This window comes from Mesorhizobium sp. ESP7-2 (assembly GCF_020164715.1).
Classification (GTDB): Bacteria; Pseudomonadota; Alphaproteobacteria; order Rhizobiales; family Rhizobiaceae; genus Mesorhizobium.
The window spans coordinates 39,555-63,657 of record NZ_JAIUGQ010000001.1 but is presented as its reverse complement, the minus strand read 5'-3'; the positions used below and the strand labels follow the sequence as shown (position 1 = coordinate 63,657).

The following is a 24,103-nucleotide window of genomic DNA, read 5'->3' as shown; positions in this document are numbered from 1 at the left end:
CCCCGCAGGAGGAGTGACGAGCACCCTACTCCGCCGTGCCTTCCTCGTACTCCGCGGACATGGTCAGCCATTTTTCCTCATGGCCGGCCAGCGTCTGGGCAAGCTGCGAGCGTTCCTTGGCGAGCCTGGTCGCCGTCGACGGATCCTTCTCATAGACCGCTGGGTTGGACAGTTCGTCCTCGATGCCATCGATGCGCTTGCGGATGCGGTCCATCAGCGCCTCGGTGGCGCGGATTTCCTTGGCCAGCGGTTCGAAGGCGGCACGGCGCGCGGCTGCATCGCGGCGGCGGTCGGCTTTGGACGCCTTGTCGGCCTCGCGCTTGCCGCGGCGGTCGCCGGAGACTCCGGTGACCAGGGTCTTGTAGTCTTCGAGATCCCCGTCATAGGGATTGACCGCGCCATCCTTGACCAGCCACAGCCGGTCCGCGGTCGCCTCGAGCAGATGGCGGTCGTGCGAGATCAGGATGACGGCGCCCGGGAATTCATTGAGTGCGTGGATCAGCGATTCACGGCTGTCGATGTCGAGATGGTTGGTCGGCTCGTCGAGGATGAACAGGTTCGGCCCCTCGAAAGCGGACAGCCCCATCAACAGCCGCGCCTTCTCGCCACCGGACAGGTCCTTGGCGGGCGTATTCATTTTCTCGGTCGTGAGACCGAACTGGGCGACGCGGCCACGCACTTTCGATTCCGGCGCCTCCGGCATCAGCCGACGGACATGCTCATAGGCGTTTTCCTCGGGACGCAGATCGTCGAGCTGGTGCTGGGCGAAGATCGCCACCTTCAACCCGGGCGCCACCGTCATGGTGCCGGTCTCCTGCTTCAGACGACCCGAAAGGAGTTTGGCGAACGTCGACTTGCCATTGCCATTGGCGCCGAGCAGCGCGATGCGGTCGTCGGCGTCGATGCGCAGCGTCATCTTCTTCAGGATCGGCTGACTCTCGGTATAGCCGACATTGACGTTGTTCAGCGCAACGATCGGCGAGGCCACCGTCTTCACGGGTTCGGGGAAAGAGAACGGCCGTACGGTGTCGTTGACGATGGCCGAGATCGGCTTCATCCTTTCCAGCGCCTTGATGCGCGACTGTGCCTGTCTTGCCTTGGAAGCCTTTGCGCGAAAACGCTCGACGAAGGATTCCATGTGCTTGCGGGCGGCCTCCTGCTTGACCCGGCCCTTTTCCTGCAATTCCTTCTGCTCGGTGTACTGGCGCTCGAACTGGTCGTAGCCGCCGCGCCAGAACGTCAGCTTCTTCTGGTCGAGGTGAACGATCGAGTTGACGGCGCGGTTGAGCAGATCGCGGTCGTGCGAGATCAGAACCACCGTGTGCGGATACTTCGACACATAGTTTTCCAGCCACAGCGTGCCTTCGAGGTCGAGATAGTTGGTCGGCTCGTCCAGCAGCAGGAGATCCGGCTCGGAAAACAGCACGGCGGCCAACGCCACGCGCATGCGCCAGCCGCCGGAGAAGGACGAGGCCGGACGCCGCTGCGCGGCGTCGTCGAACCCAAGACCGGCTAGGATGGTGGCCGCGCGGGACTCGGCCGAATGGGCGTCGATGTCGGCCAGCCGCATATGGATGTCGGCGATGCGGTGTGGATCGGTGGCGGTCTTTTCTTCTTCGAGCAGCGCGGTGCGCTCGAGGTCCGCCTTGAGCACGATCTCGATCAGCGGGTCCTCGGTTCCAGGCGCTTCCTGCGCCACCTGGCCGATGCGCGTGTTCTTCGGCAGGCTGATCGAGCCGCTCTCGGAGGGAAAATCGCCTGTTATGGCCTTGAACAGCGTCGTCTTGCCGGTGCCGTTGCGGCCGACGAGGCCGGCCTTGGTGCCGGCCGGCAAGGTGAGCGAGGCATGGTCGAGGAGCAAGCGCCCCGCCATGCGGAGCGAGAGGTCATTGATGATAAGCATGGCCGCGCTTTTGCACTGGACATCAACGCTTCGCAAGACCTTGCGGGCCAGTTGACCGCACAAGGCCTGGAAACGGCGCACATAATGCGCCGCCAGAGCAGCCGATCAGCGGCCTGCCATACCGGCCAGCAAGGCCTCAGGCAGTGGCCTTGCCGCGCTTTGTCGCCTTGGCCGCGACTGCCGGCGCAGCGGCCGGCTTGCGGCCAAGTCCAGTCGATTTCGCCAACGCCGACCGGGTCGCCGAGTAATTCGGGGCGACCATCGGATAGTCCGGTGGCAAGCCCCATTTGGCCCGATAGTCGTCCGGGCTCAAACCGTAGTCTGTCCTGAGGTGTCGCTTGAGCGACTTGAACTTCTTTCCGTCCTCCAGGCAGATGATGTAGTCGGGAAATACCGACTTTTTCGGATTTACAGCCGGAACCAGGCTCGGGCTTTCTACGACGGCCGCGCCAGCCAGCTTTCGGACCGAGGCGCTGACGCTGGCAATCAGGTCAGGCAGGCCGGAAGACGGAAGCGGATTGTTGCCTACATAGGCCGAGACAATATCGGCGGTTAGCTCGATAACGATCTTATCCTCGATATTTGACAATTCTTTCACCCTATTTCCGACAAAGTCATCTACCCCAGTGAAGACTTTTGTCTATGTATCTTTTTAACCGCGTCCCCCAACGGGCCGCCAAGTCCCAAAACGAATCAAGACTTGACGTCAACTATCTTTATGGGAAATCGACGTCGCGCAAATTAGAAAATCTAATACTTGGAAGTGGCAGACTTGGTTGTCCGACCATCCGCCAATATCTCAAGAATACGCTTCCAGCGGGCACAACGCCCGAAATCCTTCTGCTCAATCGCCTTTTCGGCCTTCATCGCGGCGTAAAGCGGTGCCTCGGCGCCGAATTCCTTGATGAGCCAATGCGCTTCCTGCCTGGCGAGACGTTCATTGTCGTCAAACATAGTCTTGCGCCTCCGAACGCTCCAGGCCGACCGCGACACAACTGCCGATCACGAGGATGGCGCCGGCAATGGCGGTCGTCGTCAGCCGTTCACCGGACAAGGTCAGCAGCAGCGTCGAGGCAATCGGCGTGAGATAGGCGACGACAGCGACCTTGCCGCTGCCTCCGAGCTTCAAGGCGCGCGACCAGAAGTAGTAACCCAGCCCCATCGGGCCGGCGCCGAGATAGAGCCCGAGGGCGAGATCCACCCCGGTGGGCCATGCGACGCCTTCGCGAGCGGACCATATGAGCGTCAAGGCGACGCCAACCAGCGACGAGGGCAGCAACAGGCGGTCCGGCGAAGTGGTGAGCCGTCCCACCATCACCGAATAGAACGCCATGCACAGCGCAGACCCGAATGCGGCCAAATAACCGGCGAGGTCACCCTGGAACCAGGTGCGGTCACGTCCTCCCGAAATCACCAGCGCGACGCCGACGAACCCAAGGGCCGCGGCAAGGCCCAGCAAAACCGGACGCCGGGGATTGTCGAAGGCAATCACTGCCGCGGCAACCATCAAAGGCCAGGTGTAGGCCACGAGATTGGCTTCGATCACCGGCATCGAGGCAAAGGCGACATATTGCAGCACCATGGTGCCGACCAGACCGATAAGACCGACCGCGAGCGGCACCAGCGCGGTATTCGCCGTGACTGCTGCGGCTTTCTCGCCGCTTCTTAACCGGATCACCGCGAAAACCAGGGCAGCCCCTACAAATTGCAGGAACTGCACCTGCGACACCGGGTGACCGGCCAGCAGGGATTTGCCGACCAGCGCATTTGTCGACCACAACGCCACCGCGCCGGTGGCGAAGACCAGCGCGGATATCGAGCCTGATCCATGCCGAAAGAATTGGCATTGGGCTCTATGTCTGCGTTCGACCATGATCCCGTCCGAAAACCGGTTCCCACTTTTCGGGATCATGGGTCGCTACCATGATTCCCTGGCTCCACCCGGAACCGCCGCTTCGGCGGGGGCCGGCGTCGGATGTTCCGCCTCGAACCGGCGATAGGCCGGCAGCTGGTTGGTCCACACATCTTCGGCCAGTTCGTTAACCCACTCGCGGTCGTGATCGTTGTCGGCGGCAAGATAGAACATCCTGTTGTCGTCGACATAGGGCTTGGCCACGGAGCGCTGGTTGAGCACCAGCGTGACGCGCTCGCCGAACTGGATCGGCGCCGTGCGATGCAGGACGCCGAGGAACTGCCCGAGCGTCGCGTAGTTCATCTTGTGATCGATGCGCATGATGCGGTTGCGCGGAATCTCGCGGCCGGATTCGAGAATGGCGCGGCCGGTCTCGGAATCGTCGCAATAAATTTCGAGATGGCCGCCGACCAGCGGATCGCTGATCGACAGCGGAATAAGCTCGGTGACCGGAACGCCGTCGCAATGCCATTCGACGGCGCCATCCCTAGGATTCATGAAGGTAACGGTCGAACCGACGATCGACAGCGGATAGGGCTCCAGCTGCGTGCCCATCATGTCGGACAGCCGCTCCAGGCGCAACTTGTCGTTCAGCAACTCCTTGATTTCCGGGATGAAACGGTCGGCGCCGGTGATGAAGGTCAGATCGAGGTGCTTGTGCACGGCATGGCTGGCCTTGAGCTTCAGGGCGGCCTCCTCGATCGCGGCAAGCAGTGCCGGATCGTAGCCATGCAGATACTGCGCGACGCCGAAGCTCGACACTTTCCAGGCGGTTTCGTGGCCGATAATGGCCTCGCGGCTCATCGCATAGCGCAATTCGGGTACGGTATGTGCGTTCATTGTACTTCTCCAAGTGGGGGGCAAACACTTGGTTAACAGTCGATTAAATTAGCACCCCCTGTAAAATTAGGAATGCTAGTGCTACCGTAAGCCAAGCTTAAGGTCGAAACCGTGCGTCTGCTCAGTCAGGTCAACCTCAATTCGCTGAAAATCGTGGAGAGTGCTGCGAGGCACGGCAATTTCACGCGAGCCGGCGAAGAACAGTTCATCACCGCTTCGGCGGTCAGCCAGCGCGTCAAGAGCCTGGAAGACCAGCTGCGCTTCAAGATTTTCCAGCGCGGCGGCAATGCGGTGTCGCTGACGCCGGAGGGCGAGACCTATGTCTCGCGCGTTCGCGAGGCACTGGAGCGGATCGTCGCCGCCAGCATGGAAGCGACCGGGCAATCACAGGAACATGTGCTGAAGATATCCGTACTGCCGACATTTGCCGCGCGCTGGCTGTTTCCGCGCCTGCCGCTCTTTCAGCAGCAACATCCCGATATCGTGATGCGGGTTTCGACCTCGTACGCGACGCATGAATTCACGACTTCCGAATTCGATCTCGAAATCCGCTATGGCGACGGCCACTTCAACGGGCTGCCATCCGACCTGCTGTTTCGGGAAGACCTGACGCCGGTGTGCAGCCGCAAGCTGTTCCATGAAGTTCTCGGCGACAAGCCGCTATCAAAGGTCACACCGGATGACCTCAAGCACTTCACGCTGCTGCATTCCGACTCCTGCACCCAGAACTGGCAATCCTGGCTTGGTTTCGCTGGCGCCAGCTTCGTGCTCAGCGAGACCAAAAGCATCTATTTCGACTCGTGCATGATGTCCTACGAGGCGGCCAACTCCGGAATGGGTTTTGCCGTTGCCAACCGCGCCTATATGGCCAGTGATATCCGCGCCGAAAAGCTGGTCGCTCCCTTTGCCGTTCATCATCCGAACACGGCCGGTTGGTACTTTGTCTCGCCCCACAAGAGCTTTGCCGCACGCAAGGTGCTGTTGTTCAAGCAGTGGGTGATGGCGGAAGCGGCCATGACGCAACGCCAGTTGGACAGCGAAATCACCGACTTGGCTTCAGAGGCTGTCTGAAATTCGGACTGGTCCTCATTTGCCGCTCGATGACCGCAGGCGAGAGAAATTGGGGATCATCGACTAATGGGCGTCCAATCCAGGCAACCCGCCTTGGTCGGGGATCTCGTTGAGCTCAGTCCCCTGCAGTCAGAGCATTCCGCAGCGCTTTTGAGTGCAGCCGCGGATGGCGAGCTATGGAACCTGAAGGCCACCGTGGTTCCTGGGCCAGACGCGATCGATGACTATGTCGCCAGTGCCCTGGCTGGACGACAGGCCGGGACCGTCATGCCATACGCGATCGTTCTGCGCGCCACGGGCTTGATTTGCGGTAGTACGCGGTTCTGGAAAATCGATCGCGCTAACAGAAAGTTGGAGATTGGGCACACGTGGCTCAGCAGTTCGGTCCAGCGATCGGCGGTCAACACCGAGGCTAAATACCTTCTCCTGTTCCATGCATTTGAGGTCACGGACTGTGTTCGCGTGCAATTCACCACTGCTCAACGACCCGTCGAGAGCGGCCATTTTAAGAATAGGGGCGAAACAGGAAGGAATCGTTCGCAATGAACGGATCATGCCGGACGGCCGGAAACGCAATTCCGTCCGGTTCAGCATCATCGATTCCGAGTGGCCGGACGTGAAGGCGATGCTGCGGCAAAAAATGCGGCGATAGTCGGCGCGAGGTGTTCGCCTTCGAATTTAGAACGAAACCATATGGATCAGGCGAAGGCCCTGCCCTCCTCGGTCCGCAGAAAATGCGCCAGATCGAGCGGCACGGAAGGGCGGCCCAGAACCGTCAGGATCATATGCGCCTGGCCGCGGTGATGGGTCTGGTGGTTGAAGACATGAGCCAGCGCGGGCGCCAGGCGCTGCGAGACGGTGCGCATGTCCGATACGGTCATATAAGTGAAACGACCCGATAGCGCCTTGTCGTTCAAGCCGCCGATCCAGTCGATGATGCGCCGGTCCTCGGCCTCGCGCGCTGTCCTCAGGACAGGCAAAGCCCGGTACAATATGGCGTCCAGTGTCGTCGGCGCGGCGCCTTCGCCGGTGAAGCGCTTCATCCAGATGCGATCGGCGACGAGCAGGTGGTTGAGCGTGGCCATCAGCGAGCCGAAGAAGGCGCCGACGTCGCGATTGAATTCCTCATCGTTGAGATCGTCGGCGGCATCGTAGATGCGGCCATTGGCCCATTGATTGTAAGCCGCAAACATCATGAAGTGCTGTTTCATCTTTTCTCCGGCCGCGCCCGTTTCGGTTCGGGAGCGATACCTAGACCGCAAAGGGACCTAACGCCAATGACCATTCTGCTTTATGATCTCGTCGGGCGTGACGAGCGCCGTCCGTTCAGTCCGCATTGCTGGAAGGCAACGATGGCGCTGGCCCATAAGGGACTTGACATCTCGACCGCGCCGACGCGTTTTCTCGAAGTGCCGGCCGTTGAAGGCGGCGTCTCAAAAACCGTTCCGGTCATCCGCGATGGCGACAAGGTCGTCGCCGATTCCTTCGCCATCGCGCTCTATCTCGATGAGGCCTATCCGGATCGCCCGACGCTGTTTGGCGGCGAAGGCGGCAAGGCGATGGCGCGCTTCATCGAGCGCTGGTCGCAATTGACCATCCACCCTTATGTCACCACCGCGGCGCTCGTTGACCTTCATGCCATGCAAGACGAGGAGAACGCCTCCTATTTCCGCCAGAGCCGGGAGCAGCGCTTCGGCAAGCGGCTGGAGGACGTCGTCGCCGCACGCGACGCCGGCCTGGCAACCTTCCGGGCAGCGCTGGAGCCGCTGCGCTCCATGTTGAGCTACCAGCCGTTCATCGGCGGCGCCTCGCCGCTGTTTGCCGACTATATCGTTTTCGGCGCACTGCAATGGGGACGCATCGCATCGCCATACAAACTGCTCGAAGACAGCGACGCGGTGGCGCAGTGGTTCACCCGCTGCCTCGACCTGCATGGCGGGCTGGGACGAAAGGTTTCCGCGGCAGCCTGACGGACGCGGCGACCTGCCTGCCGGCAAGGAAGTTCGAGCGCCGTCAACCTGTTGCGAAAATCAGCGGTGGAACAGTTGGGCCTATTTGGGGGCCTTCTTTGGCTTGCCGGCCTTCGGTTTGCTGGCTTTCGCGGCGGTCTTTTCTTCCTTGGGGGCGGCTTTTGCCTTGCCGGCGCCAGATGCCTTCTTGGCTGGCTTCTTGTCCGCCGACGGCTTCCCCGCGTCCTCCCGATCGACGTCGGCCGCCGCCTGGTGCCAGTGGCGTTCGTGGTGACCGGCCGGTTGCCCTTCCTCCTGCCAGATCTGATGTGCACGGTTGCGAATGCGCTCCTGACGATCGTCTGCCATGGTCATTTTGTCTCCATTCGGGCCGACTTCAGCGCGGCGCCGACCGAGCGACTATAGCAAGCAAACCGTTGCTTTACAGCCGTCTGATCTCGCTTCCCCGGCGCCGATCAGCCACGGAAGCACGCACCTTCCGACCCCTCGCCATCGCTCCGGACATTCATCGCTCGAAAAGCCAAGCAATCGGCTTTCTGCCCGCTTGGCGGCCGTTCCTCACCCCGCTCCTCACCCCTCTTGGCAATCAGCCGGGCGGCTTGTATAGAGCCCGCCACTCTCAATTCGAATTCAGACAAGGACGACCCATGGCGCTCGAACGCACTTTTTCCATGATCAAGCCGGACGCAACGCGGCGCAACCTCACCGGCGCCATCACCAAGATGCTGGAAGACGCCGGCCTGCGCGTCATCGCCTCGCGCCGGGTGTGGATGAGCCGCCGTGAGGCCGAAGGCTTCTACGCCGTCCACAAGGAGCGGCCGTTCTTCGGCGAGCTGGTGGAATCCATGTCCTCGGGCCCGACCATCGTGCAGGTGCTGGAAGGCGAGAGCGCCATTATCAAGAACCGCGACGTGATGGGCGCTACCAACCCGGCCAACGCCGCCGAAGGCACCATCCGCAAGGTGCATGCGCTGTCGATCGGCGAGAACTCGGTGCACGGCTCCGACGCGCCGGAAACGGCCGCGCAGGAGATCAAGTACTGGTTCTCGGACACCGAGATCGTCGGCTGAGCCGACAGTCCATATCTCACATGCAAGAAAGGCCGGCGAAATGTCGGCCTTTTTTTGTATAGGACATGGTCTCAGGCTCCGCGGCATCTCACATGATGCGAGCCGCCGCAAAGTCCGGCAAAGTACGAGATGCGTGAATAGACTGGAGCTCCGTCGCGATGGAGTCGACCCGACCATGACCAGCGCCATTCCAGGGTTCTTCCAGGGCACCGATATGCCGACCAGCGGATGGTGGGAGGCGCTGTGGCCCGACCCGGCGGCAGTGCTTGCGGCCACCGGGATCAAGCCGGGTATGGACGTGATCGATCTCTGCTCCGGCGATGGCTGGTTCACATTGCGGATTGCCAGGGTCGCGCGTCATGTCACCGCCATCGATATCGACGCCGACTTGCTCGAAGTCGCGCGCCGGCGCCTGACTGAAAATGGCCTGTCGAATTGCGACTTCGTGGCGGGCGACGCCTATGAAATTGCCAGCCTGGCAGCCCGACCCGCCGATTTCGTCTTCATGGCAAATGCCTTTCATGGTGTTCCGGATCAGCTCCGCCTGGCCCGCGCGGTCCGTGCGACACTTGGCCCGTCAGGTCGTTTTGCCATAGTCAACTGGCATCGGACGCCGCGCGAGCGAACGGTGGTGCTGGGCGAGCCTCGCGGACCGAAGACCGAGTTGAGACTGTCGCCGGAACAGACCATCGCCGCCGTCGAGCCGGCCGGTTTCAAGCTGGCTGAAATGGTTGACTTGCCGCCTTATCACTACGGCGTCATCCTTGTCCCATCGTCTGCGGCAATTCCAGGAAAAGTGTGAAACGGTTTTCCCGGGGAAAGCGCGTAGCAATTTCCCCGGAATTGCTCAGCTCGCGGCGCTGAAGCGCAGGATTTCGCGGCCGTCCTTGCCGGATATGGCGAGCTTGCCGGAATCGACCTTGTATGACGCCGCCTTGGCCAATGCATCGAACAAGGCTTTTTCCTCGGCCATCAGATCGGGCGCGCAGGCTTTGTAGGTCGAACCGATATCGCTGATCGCGATTGCCGGGCCCTCGACCTTCGCCGTGGCAAAATAGGTGTTGCAGGGACCGCTGCCACCGGCCTTGCCGTCCCCGCTGACCCTGAACGTCGCCTGCGGCGCGGTGATGGCGCCAATGCCATCGACATAGTCGACCACCCAGAGCTGATCGAAGACGGAAGCCGCTGGCTCCTTGCTGGGTGTGGCCATCTTCAGCACGATGGTCTGTGGCGCGTCGGTCAGCGGATCGAGCTGATGGCGCACATCTGAGATGAACATCAGCCTTCCGTCCACAGTGATCCGGGCCTGCAGCGCGTAGGTCATCCGCGGCCGGATGATAGAGGGGTCGAATTTTATCTCGAAGCTGATCGGCACCTGGCCGGCGGGCTCGATCTTCTGTTGCCCGATGATCTTGGCCGGCGCGTCGGCCAACGAGACGTCGGCAAGCTCGACGGAAAGCACGGCGCTGGGCGGCAAGGCGATGCGCTCGCGATAGATCACTTCCCCTTTCACCGCCTTTTCCGCGGCAACGGACAGCTCCGGCACCGCCAGGATGCCGACGACCAAGGGCACCAAACCGAAGACGAAGAACTCGGCGATCCTGTCCAGCATGACCGTCTCCCTTGCCCAAATCAGTCACGTGAGCAGTTGGCAGAAGGATTGCGGTCGTTCCGTGACGCCTACACGGTATTATTCGGACGGCGGCTGCTTCCAGCGTCGGGCCGCCTCGACGTCGGTTTCCTTGGCGTCGACCCAGCCGCCCTCGGAGCCGTCGGTGCGATGTTCCTTCTTCCAGAAGGGTGCACGAGACTTGAGGTAATCCATGAGGAAGTTCGCCGCCTCGAATGCCGCCTGGCGATGCGCCGAAGCGGCCACCACCAGCACGATGTTCGCCCCCGGCGCGATCTTGCCATGGCGATGTATGACTGTGAGGCCTTGCAGCGGCCAGCGCTCGGTGGCTTCGGTTGCGATGCGGCCGATCTCGGCTTCAGCCATGCCCGGATAGTGCTCGAGCTCAAGTGCCAAGAGTGCGCCCTGCTCGTCGCGGCACAGGCCGGAGAAGGTCACCACCGCGCCAATGTCGGCACGGCCCTGCATCAGCGCGGCGATCTCGGCGGCAACGTCGAAATCCTGGCGCTGGATGCGCACGTTCGGCACCAGGACGGCCGACATGAGTTTCAGCCCCCGGTCATCGGCGGGAACAGTGCGATCTCGCGTGCGCCCGATATCTTCTCGCGGTGATCGACATGTTCCTGGTTGATGGCGACGCGGATCACATCGGGATATTGCAGCGCGTGTTGGTAACCTTCGCCGCGCGACTGTAGCCAGCGCAAAAGGTCAGCGACCGTCTCGATGCCGGCGGGCAGTTCAACATCTTCTTGCGATGTGCCGATCCGTTCGCGAACCCAGGCGAAATAGATGAGACGGGTCGTCATCTCACTCGTCCATGATGTGCTTGAGGCCGGCGCGGAAATAGTCGTAGCCGGTGTAGAGCGTCACGAGGGCCGCGACCCACAGCAGCACGAGGCCGGTCTGCGTTGTCAGCGGAAAGATCTTGTCACCGGCCGGTCCCGCCAGCAGGAAGGCGATGGCGACCATCTGGATGGTGGTCTTCCACTTGGCAAGCTGCGTCACCGGCACCGAGACCTTGAGCGCCGCCAGATATTCGCGCAGGCCCGAAACCAGGATTTCGCGGCACAGGATGATGATCGCCGCCCAGAGCGACCAGCCGGCGATACCGGCGTGACGATCGGTGTCGGCCGCCAGCAGCAAGAGGCAGGTGGCGACCAGCAACTTGTCGGCGATCGGATCGAGCATCTTGCCGATGTTGGAGGTCTGCTGCCAGGCGCGCGCAAAATAGCCGTCGAAGTAGTCGGTGACCGATGCCAGCAGGAAAATGACCAACGCCGACCAGCGGGCGAAGTCGCTCGATTTCAGATGGCCCTCCAGAAAAAAGCACAGCACGACCAGCGGCACCGCGATGATGCGGGCGTAGGTCAGCATGTTGGGCAAGTTGAACGCGCGCTGGGCCATGTCTGGTGGACTCTTTCTGCCTGCGTACTCAAATCAGAAGCGGATGTAGGGGGTCAACAGGCCAGATTCGACTGGCCAGCTGAAAGTGGCGATTTTTTCAGCTCTCGTGGAAATGATTGTAGACCAGTTTCGCGACCTGCTCGGAAATGCCGTCGACTTTCCTCAGATCCTCGATTGCGGCACGGCTGACCGCCTTGGCGGTGCCGAAATGCAAGAGAAGCGCGCGCTTGCGGCCGGGGCCGATGCCGGCGATTTCGTCGAGCGGGCTCTTGACCATTTCCTTCTTGCGACGGGCCCGGTGTGACCCGATGGCGAAGCGGTGGACCTCGTCGCGCAGCCGCTGGACGAAATAGAGTACTGGATCGCGAACGGGCAGCGAAAACGAGTCCCTGCCCTTGACGAAGAAGCGTTCGCGGCCTGCATCGCGGTCCTGCCCCTTGGCGATGCCGATGGCGACGACCCGGTCCTCGATGCCGAGATCCGACAGGATCTTGCGCACCGCCGTCATCTGGCCCTGACCGCCATCGATCAGGATGACATCGGGCCAGGCAGGGAAGCTTCCGGAGAGATCCTCCTCGATATCGTCGCCCGCCTCGGCTGCCATCACCTCGCCCGCTGCCGCATCGTCGGCCAGGACAACATCGCCATGCTCCTTGAGCAATCGCGAAAAACGCCGCTCCATCACTTCGCGCATCATGCCGAAATCGTCGCCCGGCGTGATCTCGGTCGAGCGTATGTTGAATTTCCGGTACTGGTTCTTCACAAAGCCTTCCGGCCCCGCGACGACCATGGCGCCGACGGCGTTGGTGCCCATGATGTGCGAGTTGTCGTAGACCTCGATGCGCACTGGCGGCTTGGCCAGGCCGAAGGTCTCGGCGAAACCGGCAAGCAGCCGCGCTTGCGTCGAGGTTTCGGCCAGCCGGCGGCCGAGCGCCTCACGCGCATTCTGCAAGGCGTTGTCGGTCAGGTCCTTTTTCTCGCCGCGCTGCGGCACCGAGATCGCCACCTTGCGGCCGGCGCGGGTCGAGAGCGCCTCGGCCAGCAGTTCCTGGTCGTCGACGGCCTGCGACAGGAGAATGGCACGCGGTGTCGGCTTGTCGTCATAGAACTGCGCCAGGAACGAGCCTAGTACTTCCGATCCCTCCAGCGCCGGATCGGCCTTCGGGAAATAGGCGCGGTTGCCCCAGTTCTGACCGGTGCGGAAGAAAAACACCTGGATGCAGACCTGGCCGCCTTCCTGATGGATGGCGAAGACATCGGCCTCGTCGACGGTCGCCGGGTTGATGCCCTGATGGCTCTGCACGTGCGACAAGGCGGCCAGCCGGTCGCGATAGATGGCGGCGCGCTCGAAATCGAGGTCTTGCGAAGCCTGCTGCATGGCAGCCGAAATCTCGGTCTTCACCTTCTGGCTGCGACCCGAGAGAAAGTCCTTCGCCTCGGCGACCAGATCGGCATAACCCTGATGCGAGATTTCGCCGGTGCACGGACCGGCGCAGCGCTTGATCTGGTAGAGCAGGCATGGCCGCGTGCGGTTCTCGTAGAAGGAATTGGTGCAGCTTCTGAGCAGGAAGGCGCGCTGCAGGGAATTGATGGTGCGGCCGACGGCGCCGGCCGAGGCAAAGGGGCCGAAATAGTCGCCTTTACGCGAGCGTGCCCCGCGGTGCTTGTAGATGCCGGGCGAGACATGGTCGCCGGTCAAAAGGATATACGGAAACGACTTGTCGTCCCGCATCAGCACATTGAATCGCGGCCGCAAGCGCTTGATAAGATTCGCTTCGAGCAGCAGCGCCTCGATCTCGGTGCGGGTGACGACGAACTCCATCGTCGACGTCTCGCGCACCATGCGGCCGATGCGGTTGGTGTGGAATCTGCCTTGCGCGTAGTTGGTGACACGCTTCTTCAGGCTGCGCGCCTTGCCGACATAGAGCACGTCGCCCGCAGCGTTCATCATCCGGTAGACGCCGGGCGCATTGGGCAGCCGCTTGACCAGCATCTGGATCACCTCGGCGCCGACCATGCCTTCGGCGTCGCCCGCATGCGGCGTCCAGTCGATTGCAGTGAACGCGACATCCGGGCCAACCGGTTCGACGATCTCCTCCAGCGCCTCGTCCTCGAGGTCGATTTCGGGAGGAAGATCATCAGCGCCGCCGCGCGCCTTGTTCTTGTGATCCAAAGGACTCATTCCGCCATGCCTGTCACATCGGGCGTCTGCCATGCAAGATGCTGGCCGCCATCGAGTGCGATCATCTGGCCGGTGACCGAGCGCGCCTGCCAGAGATAACGGATGGTGGCGCCAAATTCCGGCAATTCCGGGCCGCGTCTCAGAATGAGGCCGGCGACCTGCGCGTCAAAATCCGAATCGTCCTGGCGCGCGTTCTTCAGCGTCGGGCCTGGCCCGATCGCATTGACGCGGATGCGGGGGCCGAGCGCCTGCGCCAACATCCGCGTCTGGGTCCAGAGTGCCGATTTCGACAGCGCATAGGAAAAATAACGCGGTGTCGGCCGCCAGACACGCTGGTCGATGATGTTGACGATCAGCCCCTCCTGCCCTTCCGGCAAGGAACGGGCGAAGTTCTGCGCCAAAAGCGCCGGGGTTTTCACGTGAATGGCAAAATGGCGGTCCCAGGCATGCCAGTCGAAATCCTCGACGGAATCATCGACGAAGAGCGAAGCATTGTTGACTAGCAGCGAGATTGGACCCAACGCGGCTTCCGCCTGACCGACGAGGTCGCTGACAGCGTCCATATCGGTCAGATCAGCCGCAACCGCGGCGGCGCGGCCGCCCGACCGGTTGATCGCCGCGGCCAATACATCCGCCTTATCGTGCGAGCGATTGGAATGGATGGCGACCGCAAAACCATGGCTGGCGAGGTCCTCGACGATCGCCTTGCCGATCCGTTTCGCCCCACCGGTCACCAGCGCCACGGCAGTGGCTTTGCTCATCTGCTGTCAATCCTCAATTTCGGCCCGAAAACGCGACGCCGACGAAATATGGCCCGGCATGCGTTAAACGGCGTTCGCACCTGGGGCAACATTGTGGCGAAGTGCCCGGTTCGGCATGCCGAGCCCTCTTGGACTCGGAACCGCCGGACCGCAATATAGGTCGCTGGAGTCCTTGCACCAAGCCGCGTGCAGCGCAGCATGAACTTGCTGCTGACATTTCGCTGTTGCGAAGATGCAACGTCAAGGTTCTGCCTCATTCGTGCCGGGTAATGACCCAAGTTCAGGTTCGGTTCAGCCGCATTTTGACACGACATTCGGAACCGACGAACGCCAGATCCGTTTCACCCCCCGGGCGGGTCGATGGCGATCGTGAGAAACAAGCCTGTGTCCTGTGGCTTAAGGAGTAAAGAACAATGCAAGCCAATCTCAAATTCGCACGGCCGCTGGCTGTCGCGCTCGGGCTCTTCGCCCTCGGCGGTACCGCTTATGCTGCGGACGTCGTCCAGGAAGAGCCGCCGGCACCCGCTCCGGTTGCTGAACTTCCGGTCGCCTCGTGGGCCGGCCCCTATGCCGGTATCAACGTTGGCTACGGCTTCAGCGGCAAGACCAAGGAAAAGGATCTCGGCTTCTCGACCGATACCAAGGGTTTTGTCGGCAGTGTCTTCGGCGGCTATCAGTGGCAGCAGGAGAACTTCGTGTACGGCGGTGAAGCCGAACTCGGCTACGACGGCGTCAAGGGTGACGACAACAGTGTCCACTCCAAGGGCGGCTTCGAGGGCTCGCTGCGTGCCCGTCTCGGTTACGCCGTGACCCCGGAGATCCTGCTCTATGGCACCGGCGGTCTCGCCGGCAGAAGCCTGAAGGTGGAGGACTCCGCCATTCCCGCCAGCGACACCGCCACCATGATCGGCTGGACCGCCGGTCTCGGCACCGACATCAAGCTGACCGACAACGTGTTCGGTCGCGTCGAGTATCGCTACACCGACTTCGGCAGCAAGAGCTTCGACGGCATCGGCAAGGTCAAGGCGACGGACAACCGCGTCACCTTCGGCCTCGGCATGAAGTTCTAAGACGTTCAAGCCACGACACGAAAAGCCGGGCCTCGCGCCCGGCTTTTTTATATCCGGTCGCTCAGGCCGGAACAGCAGATTTGATCGCTCAGGCCGGAACCACGGACTTCAACTCCGGGAATTTTTCGTCGAAGCGCGCCACCCAGCGGGTCAACCGGCTACGCCCTTTCTCCCACTGACCGGCAAAACGCAGCGAGAGATAGCCGAGGCAGGCACGCAACGCCAACTGACCGGCCGTGATTTTCTTCGGCAGCTTGGGCGGATTGGCGTTGAGCAGATCGAGTGCTGCCGTGATCTTCGCCCACTGGCGGTCGAGCCAGGGCTGATAGACCATCTCTTCGGGCCGGGTGCGGCGCTCGTAGACCATCGACAGCGCGCAATCGCAGATACCGTCAGCCAGCGCCTCCAGCACTTCCGCTTCCAGACGCTTGTCGGGGTTGCGTGGAAACAACGCGTTCTTCGAAATCCGGTTGAGGTGCTGGGTGATGGCTCGGCTGTCGTGAATCGAACGGCCATCGTCGAGCACCAGCACCGGGATTTTGCCGAGCGGATTGGCGCCGATCAGTTCGGCCGGCCTGTCCTCGGTCTTGACCGGCACCTCATCGATTGCGATCCCGGCATAGGCCGCGGCCATCCTTACCTTGGAGCTGTAGGGCGAGGCGGACGCGTAGAGCAGCTTCGGCATGATCGGTTTCCTGTTTGCGACCGTCCAGTGTTGACCGGACACACTCTTGCGATCAATCGCCAGAGTGCAAAATACCAACGACCAGAAACCGGCCGCGGTTTTCCATCCTGGCATCATCACAGCCTGAAGCCGGTATGCTGGAAAAGTATTAGCAGGCCTCGACAGCGAACTGCGGGGATTCGAACCTGCATTCACACTTCACAGGCGCCCATACTTCGCAGGCGCCAGGCATCGGGCCGAGATCTTCGCCAACCACGGCGAGGAGCGAAAGAGCGGGCGAGCGAGGCAGCCAACCGGCGCCTCGCTTTGCTTGCCTCTCGGCCCCTTTCCGACGTTCAGCCCAGAGGGCTGAACCCGCTTCCGAACATGCTCCGATCCAGAGCGTCTGAGCGTCCTTGCCGGATCCCGAAGGACAGGTGACGCTCCAACGATCCGTCTACTTCTTGGCCGGAGCTTTCGCTTTCGCCTTCGCAGGCGCTGCCTTTGCCTTCGGCGCCGCGGCTTTCTTCACCGCCGGCTTGGTCGCGGCCGCGGCTGCTTTCATAGCTGGCTTGGCCGCCGGCTTCTTGGCCGGTGCCGCTTTCGCTGCCGGCTTAACCGCGGCTTTCGCGGGCGCTGCCTTCTTCGCTGCCGGCTTCGCCGCGGGTTTGGCGGCCGCCTTGGCTGCCGGCTTCTTGGCCGGTGCCGCTTTCGCTGCGGGCTTCGCCGCGGCCTTCGCGGGCGCTGCCTTCTTCGCTGCCGGCTTCGCGACGGCCTTTGCCGCTACCGCGGGTTTCTTCGCCGGTGCCTTGGCCGCGGCTGCCTTCGGCTTGGCGGCAGGCGCTGCTTTCTTCACTGCCGTTGCGGCCTTCGCCGCGACTGCTTTTGCGGGTGCTTTCTTTGCCGGTGTCTTGGATGCCGGCGCTTTAGATGACTGCTTAGCCATGTCATGCCCCTTCACGTTATGCCGATGGCCGTGAATGACCCCGGCGCGCAATGCATATCTGACTCGCGTCTCGCTAGCCAGCGAAGCAATGATATGATTTTCTCAACTTAAATTTTGGTTGCGATCGACACACAATCACACTCATCATCGGAAAAATCCACTATTGATCTTCCGACGTCGCCAGCAATTTGACACCGGCATTCCCGATGCGAACTCGCTATCAAGCTCCCAAGGTTAGCGGGCAACTTCACGCATGATATTCGGCCGTGAATATCATGGCTCGCCGCCTCATCGAGACGATCATCTTTTGCAAGCGAGCGGTCCGTGCGGATCACGAGCGCGATGCGACGCCCGATCTGAAGATCACCTTGTCAAGCATGTTTCGAGCACCCTCTTTCTGATTGACGGAATACTCTGTATGGCAGAGTATTCTGTCAATCAGTGTGCTTGCGCCTTGGATTTCGGCCATACAAAGGCAGTGACACCAAGGCGGCAGAGATTGCCGAGTCACACGGCGACAGCAAGGCTTTGCCGCATTGGAGCCCATTGATGAGCGCCAACGACATTATCCACCAGAGTACGCGGCTCAGGATCATGGCCGTCCTGAACACGCTGGAAAGGCGCGAGGCCTTGGAGTTCACCCAGTTGAAGGCCATGATCGAAGCCACCGACGGCAATCTCGGGGGACATCTCGATACGCTGGCCAGAGCTGGCTATGTCGACATTGAAAAGCTTTTTGTCGGGCGTCGGCCGCAGACACGGGTCAGAGCCACGACGGCCGGGCGCCGGGCCTTTCGCGGCCACATTGCCTTTCTTCGCAAGATCATCGATCAGGCAGAGGCAACGCGGCGCGGAAAATAGCCCTGCGATTGGACGAACACCTGGCAACGCCGGCGCCAAAGCGCCTGCAACCGCTTCGGGCAGCAGGCGCGAAAAAAGGTCGGGAAAGACGCGTTCAGCGCAGGACGCGGCAACGGCCGTTGTAGACCATCCAGCGATCGAAGCCCGAGACGCAGAACTCGACATTGTCGCCGATCGAGGCAAAACCCTGGCCTTCCTCGATCAGATAGAAGATCGACCGGTCCCGGCCATCCGACAGGCTGACGGTTGCCCGGCAATAGTGACGGCCGATCGGCCATTCCTCGCTCGCCTGCTCATAGCGGTGCTGGCGAATGTCGCGAAAATCGGTGATGGCGACATCGGGCAGATGCGGCACGTGATGCACCTGGTAGGAGAACCGATGCGTGATCTTGCTCAGCACCCATGTCTCGCCACAGACGCTGCCATCGTTCTCGGAATAGACGGCGAGGTCGGCCGCATGGACCGCCTGGGTGATACCGAGAGGCGCGGCAAGGGGCGTGCAGAGCGAAATCAGGGCAGCAAGTGCGGATTTGGCGAAGCGAGTCATGGCAGCCTCTCAAGGTCGATTGCGCGCACTGTGCGGATTCGCTCGGCGGCGGTCAAGCGGTTGCCGAAACAATGGTTTCCAGAAGCCGGCGCCGGGCAGTTGCTGTAAGCAGCAACCCGCAGACAACGGCGAAGTTCCCTGCGGGCGGATCGTGCGGTCGTACGGAGCAGGCGGTCGAAGGCGGCTAGACCTGCGGCGGGGCCTGCTCGCCGGCCAGCCATTCCATCGACCAATGCGCCGGCTTTTCCACGGCAAGCAATTTGTGCAGTGCCGGTAATAGGGTTCGCAGTTCGCCTTCCAGCATGAAGGGCGGATTGACCACCACCATGCCGGTGCCATCGAGGCTGGGTTCCGAAGAGGCCGGCCTGATCTCGAATTCTATGTCGAGGATTTTCGGGATGCCGGATTGCTTCAGCGCTTTCCTGAAGGCGATGATCGCCTTGCGGTTCTTGATCGGATACCACAGCGCGTAGATGCCGCTGGGCCAGCGCCTGTGCGCTTTCGCCAGCCCCTCGACGAGGCGGCCGAACTCACCCTCTTCCTCGAAGGGTGGGTCGATGAGCACCAGGCCGCGCTTTTCCTTGGGCGGCAGGTGCGCCCCGAGCGCAAGCCAGCCGTCAAGTTCCATCACCCTTGTCTGGAAATCGCCGGCGAACTCCGTCTTCAGCTTCGCGGCGTCTTTCGGGTGCAGTTCGATCGCCGACAACCGGTCCTGCTTGCGCAGGAGATTGCGCGTGAGCAGCGGCGACCCCGGATACTTCTTGACACCGCCCTCGGGATTGAGCGAGCGCACCGCCGCCAGATAGGGCGCCAGCAGCGCCGCCGCCTTCGCGTCGAACGAGGCATCGATCAGCCTGCCGATGCCGCCCTGCCACTCACCGGTCTTTTGCGCTTCGAGTGACGACAGGTCGTATCGGCCAATGCCGGCATGGGTGTCCACGACACGAAACGCCTTGTCCTTCTGTTTGAGATAGTCGAGCAGGCGCGTCAGCACGACATGCTTGACGACATCGGCAAAATTTCCGGCATGATAGGCGTGGCGATAGTTCATGTGGGACCCCTGCCCCATCGTGGCGGCGGCGGCTGCGAGTTCGGATTTTCCGGTCGCCCGCCACCAGAACGCAAAGACAGCAGGAATCCGATCAAGCCGACCGCCATCAGCGAGAAGCCTATCGGCCGCGCGCGGCCGTCGATTTCGCCGACGCCGGAGCGCAAGACAAGGTCGACCGCCCGCATCGGTATGTCGTCGGCATCGCCCGGGCCGACGGTGAAGACGTAAGCGCCTGGGCTGACGGTGGCAATCAGGCCGGCTTCGTCGCGAAAGATCTTGTCGGGCAGTTGCGGGCTGGCCTGGCGTGGATTGTCCGCATGGTTGAACTGCAGCGTCGAGGCAAGCATCGTGCGGCCGTTGGTGGCCGCGGTCAGCGTCAGCACCGTACGCTGCTGCGAAACGATGCGTTCGGCCCTCGCGGTCAGGTCCACCAGCACCCGCACCGGCGCATCGCCCGGGGCAAGTTGAACCGTCACCGGTCGGAATTGGCCGCCCTCATAAACGCGGTATGTGCCGACCGCCCTGCCCGAGAAATTGCTCACCGCCCACGGAGAGAAAATGCCGATGGCGGCGCCGGCGATCAGAAGCAGGATGGAGAGAAAGCGCATCGAAAAACCTTGGCTATTTCTACTTCTGCTCGCTATGGCTGCCGCCCTGCGCGGACCTGTCCACGGTAGCAGTGCGGATCCGCTCCATCTCGTCCAGAAGCATCTCCAGGCCAAGATCGAAGGTTTTGTCGAATTCAGCGGTGCCGAAGTAACGTCCCGCGGTGGCGATGTTGGGGAAATCGCGCTCAAGCTGCTCACTGCCGACCGTTGTGACCGCCGACGGACCCTTTGAGTAACCGGCGGTCTCGTCGAGCACCGCCCCCGCCAGATAATACCCGACCGCACGGAACAGCCTTGCGGCCATTTCCTGATCGAAGCCGCCGTCATTGAACAAGCCCACGATGTTATTGATATAGCCAAGGCAAATGGGCGAATTCATGCGGTAGCTGAGAAAATAGCTCGCGAAGGCCGGATGCTCGCGGCCGATACGCCGATAATCCAATACCGCCATGCGCATCCTCTGGCGCCATGGCAGATCCGGATCAGGCATCTTCAACGGACCAATCAGCCTGTCGACCAGCGCCTCAAAGAGATGCGCCTGCGAGGGGAAGTGATGGTAGATGCTCATTGCCTCGCAACCAAGTGCTGCCGCCAGCTTGCGCATCGAAAAGCCGGAAAGGCCCTCCCTCTCGATCACCTCGAAAGCCGCGTCCTCGATCATTTCGCGCGACAGACGTCCGCGCGCTCTCTTTTTCTTGATTGATTGATCCATCGCGCTGCTTGACAACTTACAGTGTAAGGTTCATCTTCGACGTCACCTTACATCGTAAGGCTAACAAAGACCAGAGGAGAAAACCATGTCGTATCATCGCATCGTCAAATCCGTGCAGTCTTCATCCCAACGTGCGTTCCTGATCGCCGCCGCGGCCTGCGTGCTGTCGCTCGGCACCGCGGCGGCCCATGCCGACGACTATGATGCAACCCTCAAGGACATACAGTCCACCATGGGCGGTGTACCAAGCTTTGTGAAACAGTTTCCCAAAACCGGTCTGCCCGGTGCCTGGGCCGAGGTCAAGGCCATCGAACTCAGCGACAAGACGGCGCTGCCGCCCAAGGTCAAGTCGCTGATCTCCCTGGCCGTGGCGGCACAGATCCCTTGCACCTACTGCATCTGGTCGGACACGCAGGACGCCAAGCGCGCCGGCGCAACCGATGAGGAAATACAGGAAGCCGTGGCGATGGCGGCGCTGACCCGCCACTGGAGCACTGTCTTCAACGGCATGCAGGTCGATTTCGATACATTCAAGAAGGAAATGGGCGGGCAGTAAGCCCACCGGCAAGAAGGAAATGGGCGAGCAATAAGCCCGCCGGCAAGAAGGAAATGGCCGGGCAATAAGCCTCAAGTGCTCTACAGAGATGACTCGGCGCGCGGGTCGTCTCTGGTCTGCATCTCGGCTTCGGGTGCTGCCTAAGCCTTGCGCTCCCAGCGGCGGTCCGCGGTCTGCTGCCAGTAGGTCACGGCGTGGCCCGCCTCCTTCATCGTTTTCCAATGCGCCCGGGCCATCTCGACCTGGGCCGCGTCATGGCCATCGAACAGGAACACCGCACGCTCGTAGCCGCCAAGGTCGGGCGCCGCCGCGCCGTCGACCAGGAACCTGATCTTGGCTCCGTTGGGATTGCCGTCGCCGGTGGTCAACAGGATTGGTTGTTCATCTGGATAAGCTTCGCGATCGGTCGCGTGTGCCAGAAAGGAATCATCGCGGAAAGTCCACAGATGCTGGTCCAGCGCGTCGCGCCGCTCCTCGGTGCCGGTCTGCACCACGGCGCGCCAGCCGCGATCGAGGCTGCGCTCGAGCAGGCCTGGCAGCGCATCTTCCAGCGTCGATTCGGTCAGATGGTAAAACAGCACATCGGCCATGGATCGACGTCAGCTCTCGTAGTGATCACGCACCAGCCGGTCCAGCAGCCGCACGCCGAAACCCGAAGCCCATGACTGGTTGATCTCGTTCAATGGCGAGCCCATCGCGGTACCGGCGATGTCGAGATGCGCCCAGGGCGTGTCCTTGACGAAGCGCTGCAGGAACTGCGCGGCGATGATCGCGCCACCATAGCGGCCACCGATGTTCTTCATGTCGGCATTCTTGGAATCGATCAGCTTGTCGTATTCGGCGCCGAGCGGCATGCGCCACAGCCGTTCCTGCGTTGACTGTCCGGCCGCGGTCAGCCTTTGCGCCAGTTCGTCGTTGTTTGAGAACAGGCCGGCATGATGCAGGCCGAGCGCAACCATGATGGCGCCAGTCAGCGTCGCCAAGTTGACCATGAATTTCGGCTGGAAGCGGTCGTTGCAGTACCACAGCGCGTCGGCCAGAACGAGGCGCCCCTCCGCGTCGGTGTTGAGCACCTCGATGGTCTGTCCCGACATCGAGGTGACGATGTCGCCCGGGCGCTGGGCATGACCATCGACCGCGTTTTCGACAAGACCGATGATGCCGACGACATTGGCCTTGGCCTTGCGGGCGGCGAGCGCATGCATCAACCCGGTCACGGCGGCAGCGCCGCCCATGTCGCCTTTCATGTCCTCCATGCCCGACGCCGGCTTGATCGAATTGCCGCCGGTGTCGAACGTGACGCCCTTGCCGATGAAGGCGACCGGGCTGTCCTTGGGCTTGCCGCCGTTCCATTGCATGACCGCCATACGGGCGCCTCGGGGCGAGCCTTGCGCGACACCGAGCAGCGAGCCCATGCCGAGCTTCTTCATTTCCTTCTCGGTCAGGATCTCGACCTTGACGCCGAGCGCCTCGAGGTCCTTGGCGCGGGCGGCGAACTCGACCGGTCCCAGCACGTTTGCCGGTTCATTGACGAGATCGCGCGCCAGAAGCACACCGTCGATCACCGCCTCGGCATCGGCGAAGGCTTTCTTGGCGCCTGCCGGGTCGGCGGTATGGATGGTCACCTTGACCGGCTTTTTCGGGTCGGCTTTACCGCCCCCCTGGCCGTCGTCCTTATCCTTCCTGGTCTTGTACTTGTCGAAGGAATAGCCGCGCAAAAGAATGCCCGCAGCGAGGTTCGCGGCGTCCTTGCCATCGGGCGAGGCACCGGCCAGGTCGAGGACCACGGCGACGTCGGTTGCCTTGCGCAGCGATGCCGCAATGGTGCCGCCGAGCTTCAGCCAGGCATACTCGTCGAGCCCCGACACCCTGCCGGCGCCGACCGCGACCAACCTGTCGAGCAATGTTGCTTCCGGCGCCAGGATTTCGACAGTGCTGGCGAACTTGCCGGCAAACTCGGCGACCGGGAAAGCCCGATCCAGCGTCTTGCCCGGATCGTAAGCCCTGGCCGCATCGCTCAAGCCATCATCCGCCGACAGCACGAAGACCGTGCCCTTTCTGTTCGCCGCCGACTGGGGCGCGGCGAATTTTGCAAAGGCGATCGACGGTCTCGGGTTCATCATGTCCTGCTTTCGGGGATTGCGCGATGATGCGCGAAGCGGTTTGAAGCGATCCGCGACATTTGGTCGTTTTCCGGCATTTGGCAAGACTTTGCCAAAATGGCTACCCATATGAGACACGGAATCGATGGCGATTCGTCGCGGCACGGCCCGCTTCAAGCCGCAACCTATTGTTAACCATCGATGTTCGTCCTTTCTTATCCATTGCCGCCGACACTCCGGCCT

At 61.9% G+C, this 24,103-nt stretch carries 29 protein-coding genes; 8 read left to right on the top strand and 21 right to left on the bottom strand.

Annotation, left to right across the window (positions count from 1 at the left end; genetic code table 11):
- Positions 1-25: 25 nt before the first annotated feature.
- From LB543_RS00335 to LB543_RS00315, 5 genes are all read right to left on the bottom strand, one after another.
- A complete protein-coding gene (locus LB543_RS00335) occupies positions 26-1,903 on the bottom strand; it encodes an ABC-F family ATP-binding cassette domain-containing protein (protein WP_224612073.1) in 1,878 nt (625 codons plus the stop codon).
- A 136-nt stretch (positions 1,904-2,039) separates the two neighbouring features.
- On the bottom strand, positions 2,040-2,492 hold the full coding sequence (locus LB543_RS00330) for a MucR family transcriptional regulator (protein WP_224612838.1): 453 nt from the start codon (positions 2,490-2,492) through the stop codon (positions 2,040-2,042).
- Between the two features lie 161 nt (positions 2,493-2,653).
- A complete protein-coding gene (locus LB543_RS00325) occupies positions 2,654-2,857 on the bottom strand; it encodes a hypothetical protein (RefSeq protein WP_140761962.1) in 204 nt (67 codons plus the stop codon).
- Positions 2,850-3,776: a DMT family transporter gene (locus LB543_RS00320; protein WP_140812563.1), complete on the bottom strand. Its 927-nt coding sequence runs from the start codon at positions 3,774-3,776 to the stop codon at positions 2,850-2,852. Before LB543_RS00320 ends, LB543_RS00325 begins: the two co-directional genes overlap by 8 nt.
- A gap of 45 nt (positions 3,777-3,821) precedes the next feature.
- The gene (locus LB543_RS00315) at positions 3,822-4,655 is read right to left on the bottom strand and encodes a hypothetical protein (RefSeq protein WP_181178726.1); all 834 of its coding nucleotides are present in this window, start codon (positions 4,653-4,655) and stop codon (positions 3,822-3,824) included.
- A 111-nt stretch (positions 4,656-4,766) separates the two neighbouring features.
- Here LB543_RS00315 and LB543_RS00310 point away from each other — a divergent pair, with 111 nt between their 5' ends.
- Together LB543_RS00310 and LB543_RS00305 are read left to right on the top strand one after the other, a co-directional pair.
- Complete coding sequence (locus tag LB543_RS00310; protein WP_224612071.1) at positions 4,767-5,726, top strand: LysR substrate-binding domain-containing protein; 960 nt, start codon at positions 4,767-4,769, stop codon at positions 5,724-5,726.
- Between the two features lie 66 nt (positions 5,727-5,792).
- Entirely contained in the window at positions 5,793-6,272 is a 480-nt protein-coding gene (locus tag LB543_RS00305; protein ID WP_224612062.1) for a GNAT family N-acetyltransferase, read from the top strand.
- 152 nt (positions 6,273-6,424) lie between these two features.
- On the opposite strand, the gene LB543_RS00300 is transcribed toward LB543_RS00305, so the two are convergent.
- Entirely contained in the window at positions 6,425-6,937 is a 513-nt protein-coding gene (locus LB543_RS00300; protein ID WP_224612059.1) for a DinB family protein, read from the bottom strand.
- Positions 6,938-7,003: 66 nt separating this feature from the next.
- Between LB543_RS00300 and LB543_RS00295 the strand changes: the two genes are divergently transcribed.
- Positions 7,004-7,696 carry a glutathione S-transferase family protein gene (locus LB543_RS00295; RefSeq protein ID WP_224612057.1) on the top strand — a complete coding sequence of 231 codons (693 nt, stop codon included), beginning with the start codon at positions 7,004-7,006 and terminating at the stop codon, positions 7,694-7,696.
- A gap of 81 nt (positions 7,697-7,777) precedes the next feature.
- Here LB543_RS00295 and LB543_RS00290 read toward each other — a convergent pair whose 3' ends face one another.
- Positions 7,778-8,050: a DUF2934 domain-containing protein gene (locus LB543_RS00290; RefSeq protein ID WP_224612055.1), complete on the bottom strand. Its 273-nt coding sequence runs from the start codon at positions 8,048-8,050 to the stop codon at positions 7,778-7,780.
- 293 nt (positions 8,051-8,343) lie between these two features.
- On the opposite strand from LB543_RS00290, the gene ndk reads away from it, so the two are divergent.
- The gene (gene ndk, locus LB543_RS00285) at positions 8,344-8,766 is read left to right on the top strand and encodes a nucleoside-diphosphate kinase (protein WP_140761984.1); all 423 of its coding nucleotides are present in this window, start codon (positions 8,344-8,346) and stop codon (positions 8,764-8,766) included.
- A 175-nt stretch (positions 8,767-8,941) separates the two neighbouring features.
- On the top strand, positions 8,942-9,568 hold the full coding sequence (locus tag LB543_RS00280) for a class I SAM-dependent methyltransferase (RefSeq protein WP_224612053.1): 627 nt from the start codon (positions 8,942-8,944) through the stop codon (positions 9,566-9,568).
- A 45-nt stretch (positions 9,569-9,613) separates the two neighbouring features.
- Here LB543_RS00280 and LB543_RS00275 read toward each other — a convergent pair whose 3' ends face one another.
- From LB543_RS00275 to LB543_RS00250, 6 genes are all read right to left on the bottom strand, one after another.
- A complete protein-coding gene (locus LB543_RS00275; protein WP_224612051.1) occupies positions 9,614-10,378 on the bottom strand; it encodes a YbaY family lipoprotein in 765 nt (254 codons plus the stop codon).
- A gap of 78 nt (positions 10,379-10,456) precedes the next feature.
- The gene (locus LB543_RS00270; RefSeq protein WP_224612049.1) at positions 10,457-10,939 is read right to left on the bottom strand and encodes a molybdenum cofactor biosynthesis protein MoaE; all 483 of its coding nucleotides are present in this window, start codon (positions 10,937-10,939) and stop codon (positions 10,457-10,459) included.
- A 5-nt stretch (positions 10,940-10,944) separates the two neighbouring features.
- A complete protein-coding gene (moaD, locus tag LB543_RS00265) occupies positions 10,945-11,202 on the bottom strand; it encodes a molybdopterin converting factor subunit 1 (RefSeq protein ID WP_027144520.1) in 258 nt (85 codons plus the stop codon).
- Between the two features lies 1 nt (position 11,203).
- Positions 11,204-11,800, bottom strand: coding sequence for a CDP-diacylglycerol--glycerol-3-phosphate 3-phosphatidyltransferase (pgsA, locus tag LB543_RS00260; protein WP_140761997.1), 597 nt, complete (start codon positions 11,798-11,800; stop codon positions 11,204-11,206).
- 97 nt (positions 11,801-11,897) lie between these two features.
- On the bottom strand, positions 11,898-13,982 hold the full coding sequence (gene uvrC / locus LB543_RS00255; protein WP_224612047.1) for an excinuclease ABC subunit UvrC: 2,085 nt from the start codon (positions 13,980-13,982) through the stop codon (positions 11,898-11,900).
- Positions 13,979-14,743: an SDR family oxidoreductase gene (locus tag LB543_RS00250; protein WP_224612045.1), complete on the bottom strand. Its 765-nt coding sequence runs from the start codon at positions 14,741-14,743 to the stop codon at positions 13,979-13,981. Before LB543_RS00250 ends, uvrC begins: the two co-directional genes overlap by 4 nt.
- Before the next feature lie 413 nt (positions 14,744-15,156).
- On the opposite strand from LB543_RS00250, the gene LB543_RS00245 reads away from it, so the two are divergent.
- Complete coding sequence (locus LB543_RS00245; protein WP_224612042.1) at positions 15,157-15,813, top strand: outer membrane protein; 657 nt, start codon at positions 15,157-15,159, stop codon at positions 15,811-15,813.
- Between the two features lie 88 nt (positions 15,814-15,901).
- Here LB543_RS00245 and LB543_RS00240 read toward each other — a convergent pair whose 3' ends face one another.
- Together LB543_RS00240 and LB543_RS00235 are read right to left on the bottom strand one after the other, a co-directional pair.
- Positions 15,902-16,498, bottom strand: coding sequence for a glutathione S-transferase family protein (locus LB543_RS00240; protein ID WP_140812555.1), 597 nt, complete (start codon positions 16,496-16,498; stop codon positions 15,902-15,904).
- 436 nt (positions 16,499-16,934) lie between these two features.
- Positions 16,935-17,423, bottom strand: a complete 489-nt coding sequence (locus tag LB543_RS00235; protein ID WP_140762010.1) for a histone — start codon at positions 17,421-17,423, stop codon at positions 16,935-16,937.
- A gap of 549 nt (positions 17,424-17,972) precedes the next feature.
- Here LB543_RS00235 and LB543_RS00230 point away from each other — a divergent pair.
- Entirely contained in the window at positions 17,973-18,284 is a 312-nt protein-coding gene (locus tag LB543_RS00230) for a transcriptional regulator (protein WP_140762013.1), read from the top strand.
- Positions 18,285-18,378: 94 nt separating this feature from the next.
- Here LB543_RS00230 and LB543_RS00225 read toward each other — a convergent pair whose 3' ends face one another.
- The 4 genes from LB543_RS00225 to LB543_RS00210 form a co-directional block, all read right to left on the bottom strand.
- Positions 18,379-18,831: a hypothetical protein gene (locus tag LB543_RS00225; RefSeq protein ID WP_140762016.1), complete on the bottom strand. Its 453-nt coding sequence runs from the start codon at positions 18,829-18,831 to the stop codon at positions 18,379-18,381.
- A 184-nt stretch (positions 18,832-19,015) separates the two neighbouring features.
- Positions 19,016-19,882, bottom strand: coding sequence for a 23S rRNA (adenine(2030)-N(6))-methyltransferase RlmJ (locus tag LB543_RS00220; RefSeq protein ID WP_224590493.1), 867 nt, complete (start codon positions 19,880-19,882; stop codon positions 19,016-19,018).
- Positions 19,879-20,490 (bottom strand): hypothetical protein, encoded by a 612-nt coding sequence (locus tag LB543_RS00215; protein WP_224590494.1) that lies wholly within the window; start codon positions 20,488-20,490, stop codon positions 19,879-19,881. The genes LB543_RS00220 and LB543_RS00215 overlap by 4 nt, the downstream gene beginning before the upstream one ends.
- Before the next feature lie 19 nt (positions 20,491-20,509).
- On the bottom strand, positions 20,510-21,151 hold the full coding sequence (locus tag LB543_RS00210) for a TetR/AcrR family transcriptional regulator (protein ID WP_224590495.1): 642 nt from the start codon (positions 21,149-21,151) through the stop codon (positions 20,510-20,512).
- A 136-nt stretch (positions 21,152-21,287) separates the two neighbouring features.
- Here LB543_RS00210 and LB543_RS00205 point away from each other — a divergent pair, with 136 nt between their 5' ends.
- Positions 21,288-21,758, top strand: a complete 471-nt coding sequence (locus LB543_RS00205; RefSeq protein ID WP_224590496.1) for a carboxymuconolactone decarboxylase family protein — start codon at positions 21,288-21,290, stop codon at positions 21,756-21,758.
- A 140-nt stretch (positions 21,759-21,898) separates the two neighbouring features.
- Here the strand turns inward: LB543_RS00205 and LB543_RS00200 are convergent, their stop codons facing one another.
- A complete protein-coding gene (locus LB543_RS00200) occupies positions 21,899-22,348 on the bottom strand; it encodes a DNA polymerase III subunit chi (RefSeq protein ID WP_224590497.1) in 450 nt (149 codons plus the stop codon).
- Between the two features lie 9 nt (positions 22,349-22,357).
- Entirely contained in the window at positions 22,358-23,878 is a 1,521-nt protein-coding gene (locus tag LB543_RS00195; RefSeq protein ID WP_224612041.1) for a leucyl aminopeptidase, read from the bottom strand.
- Positions 23,879-24,103: the final 225 nt, after the last annotated feature.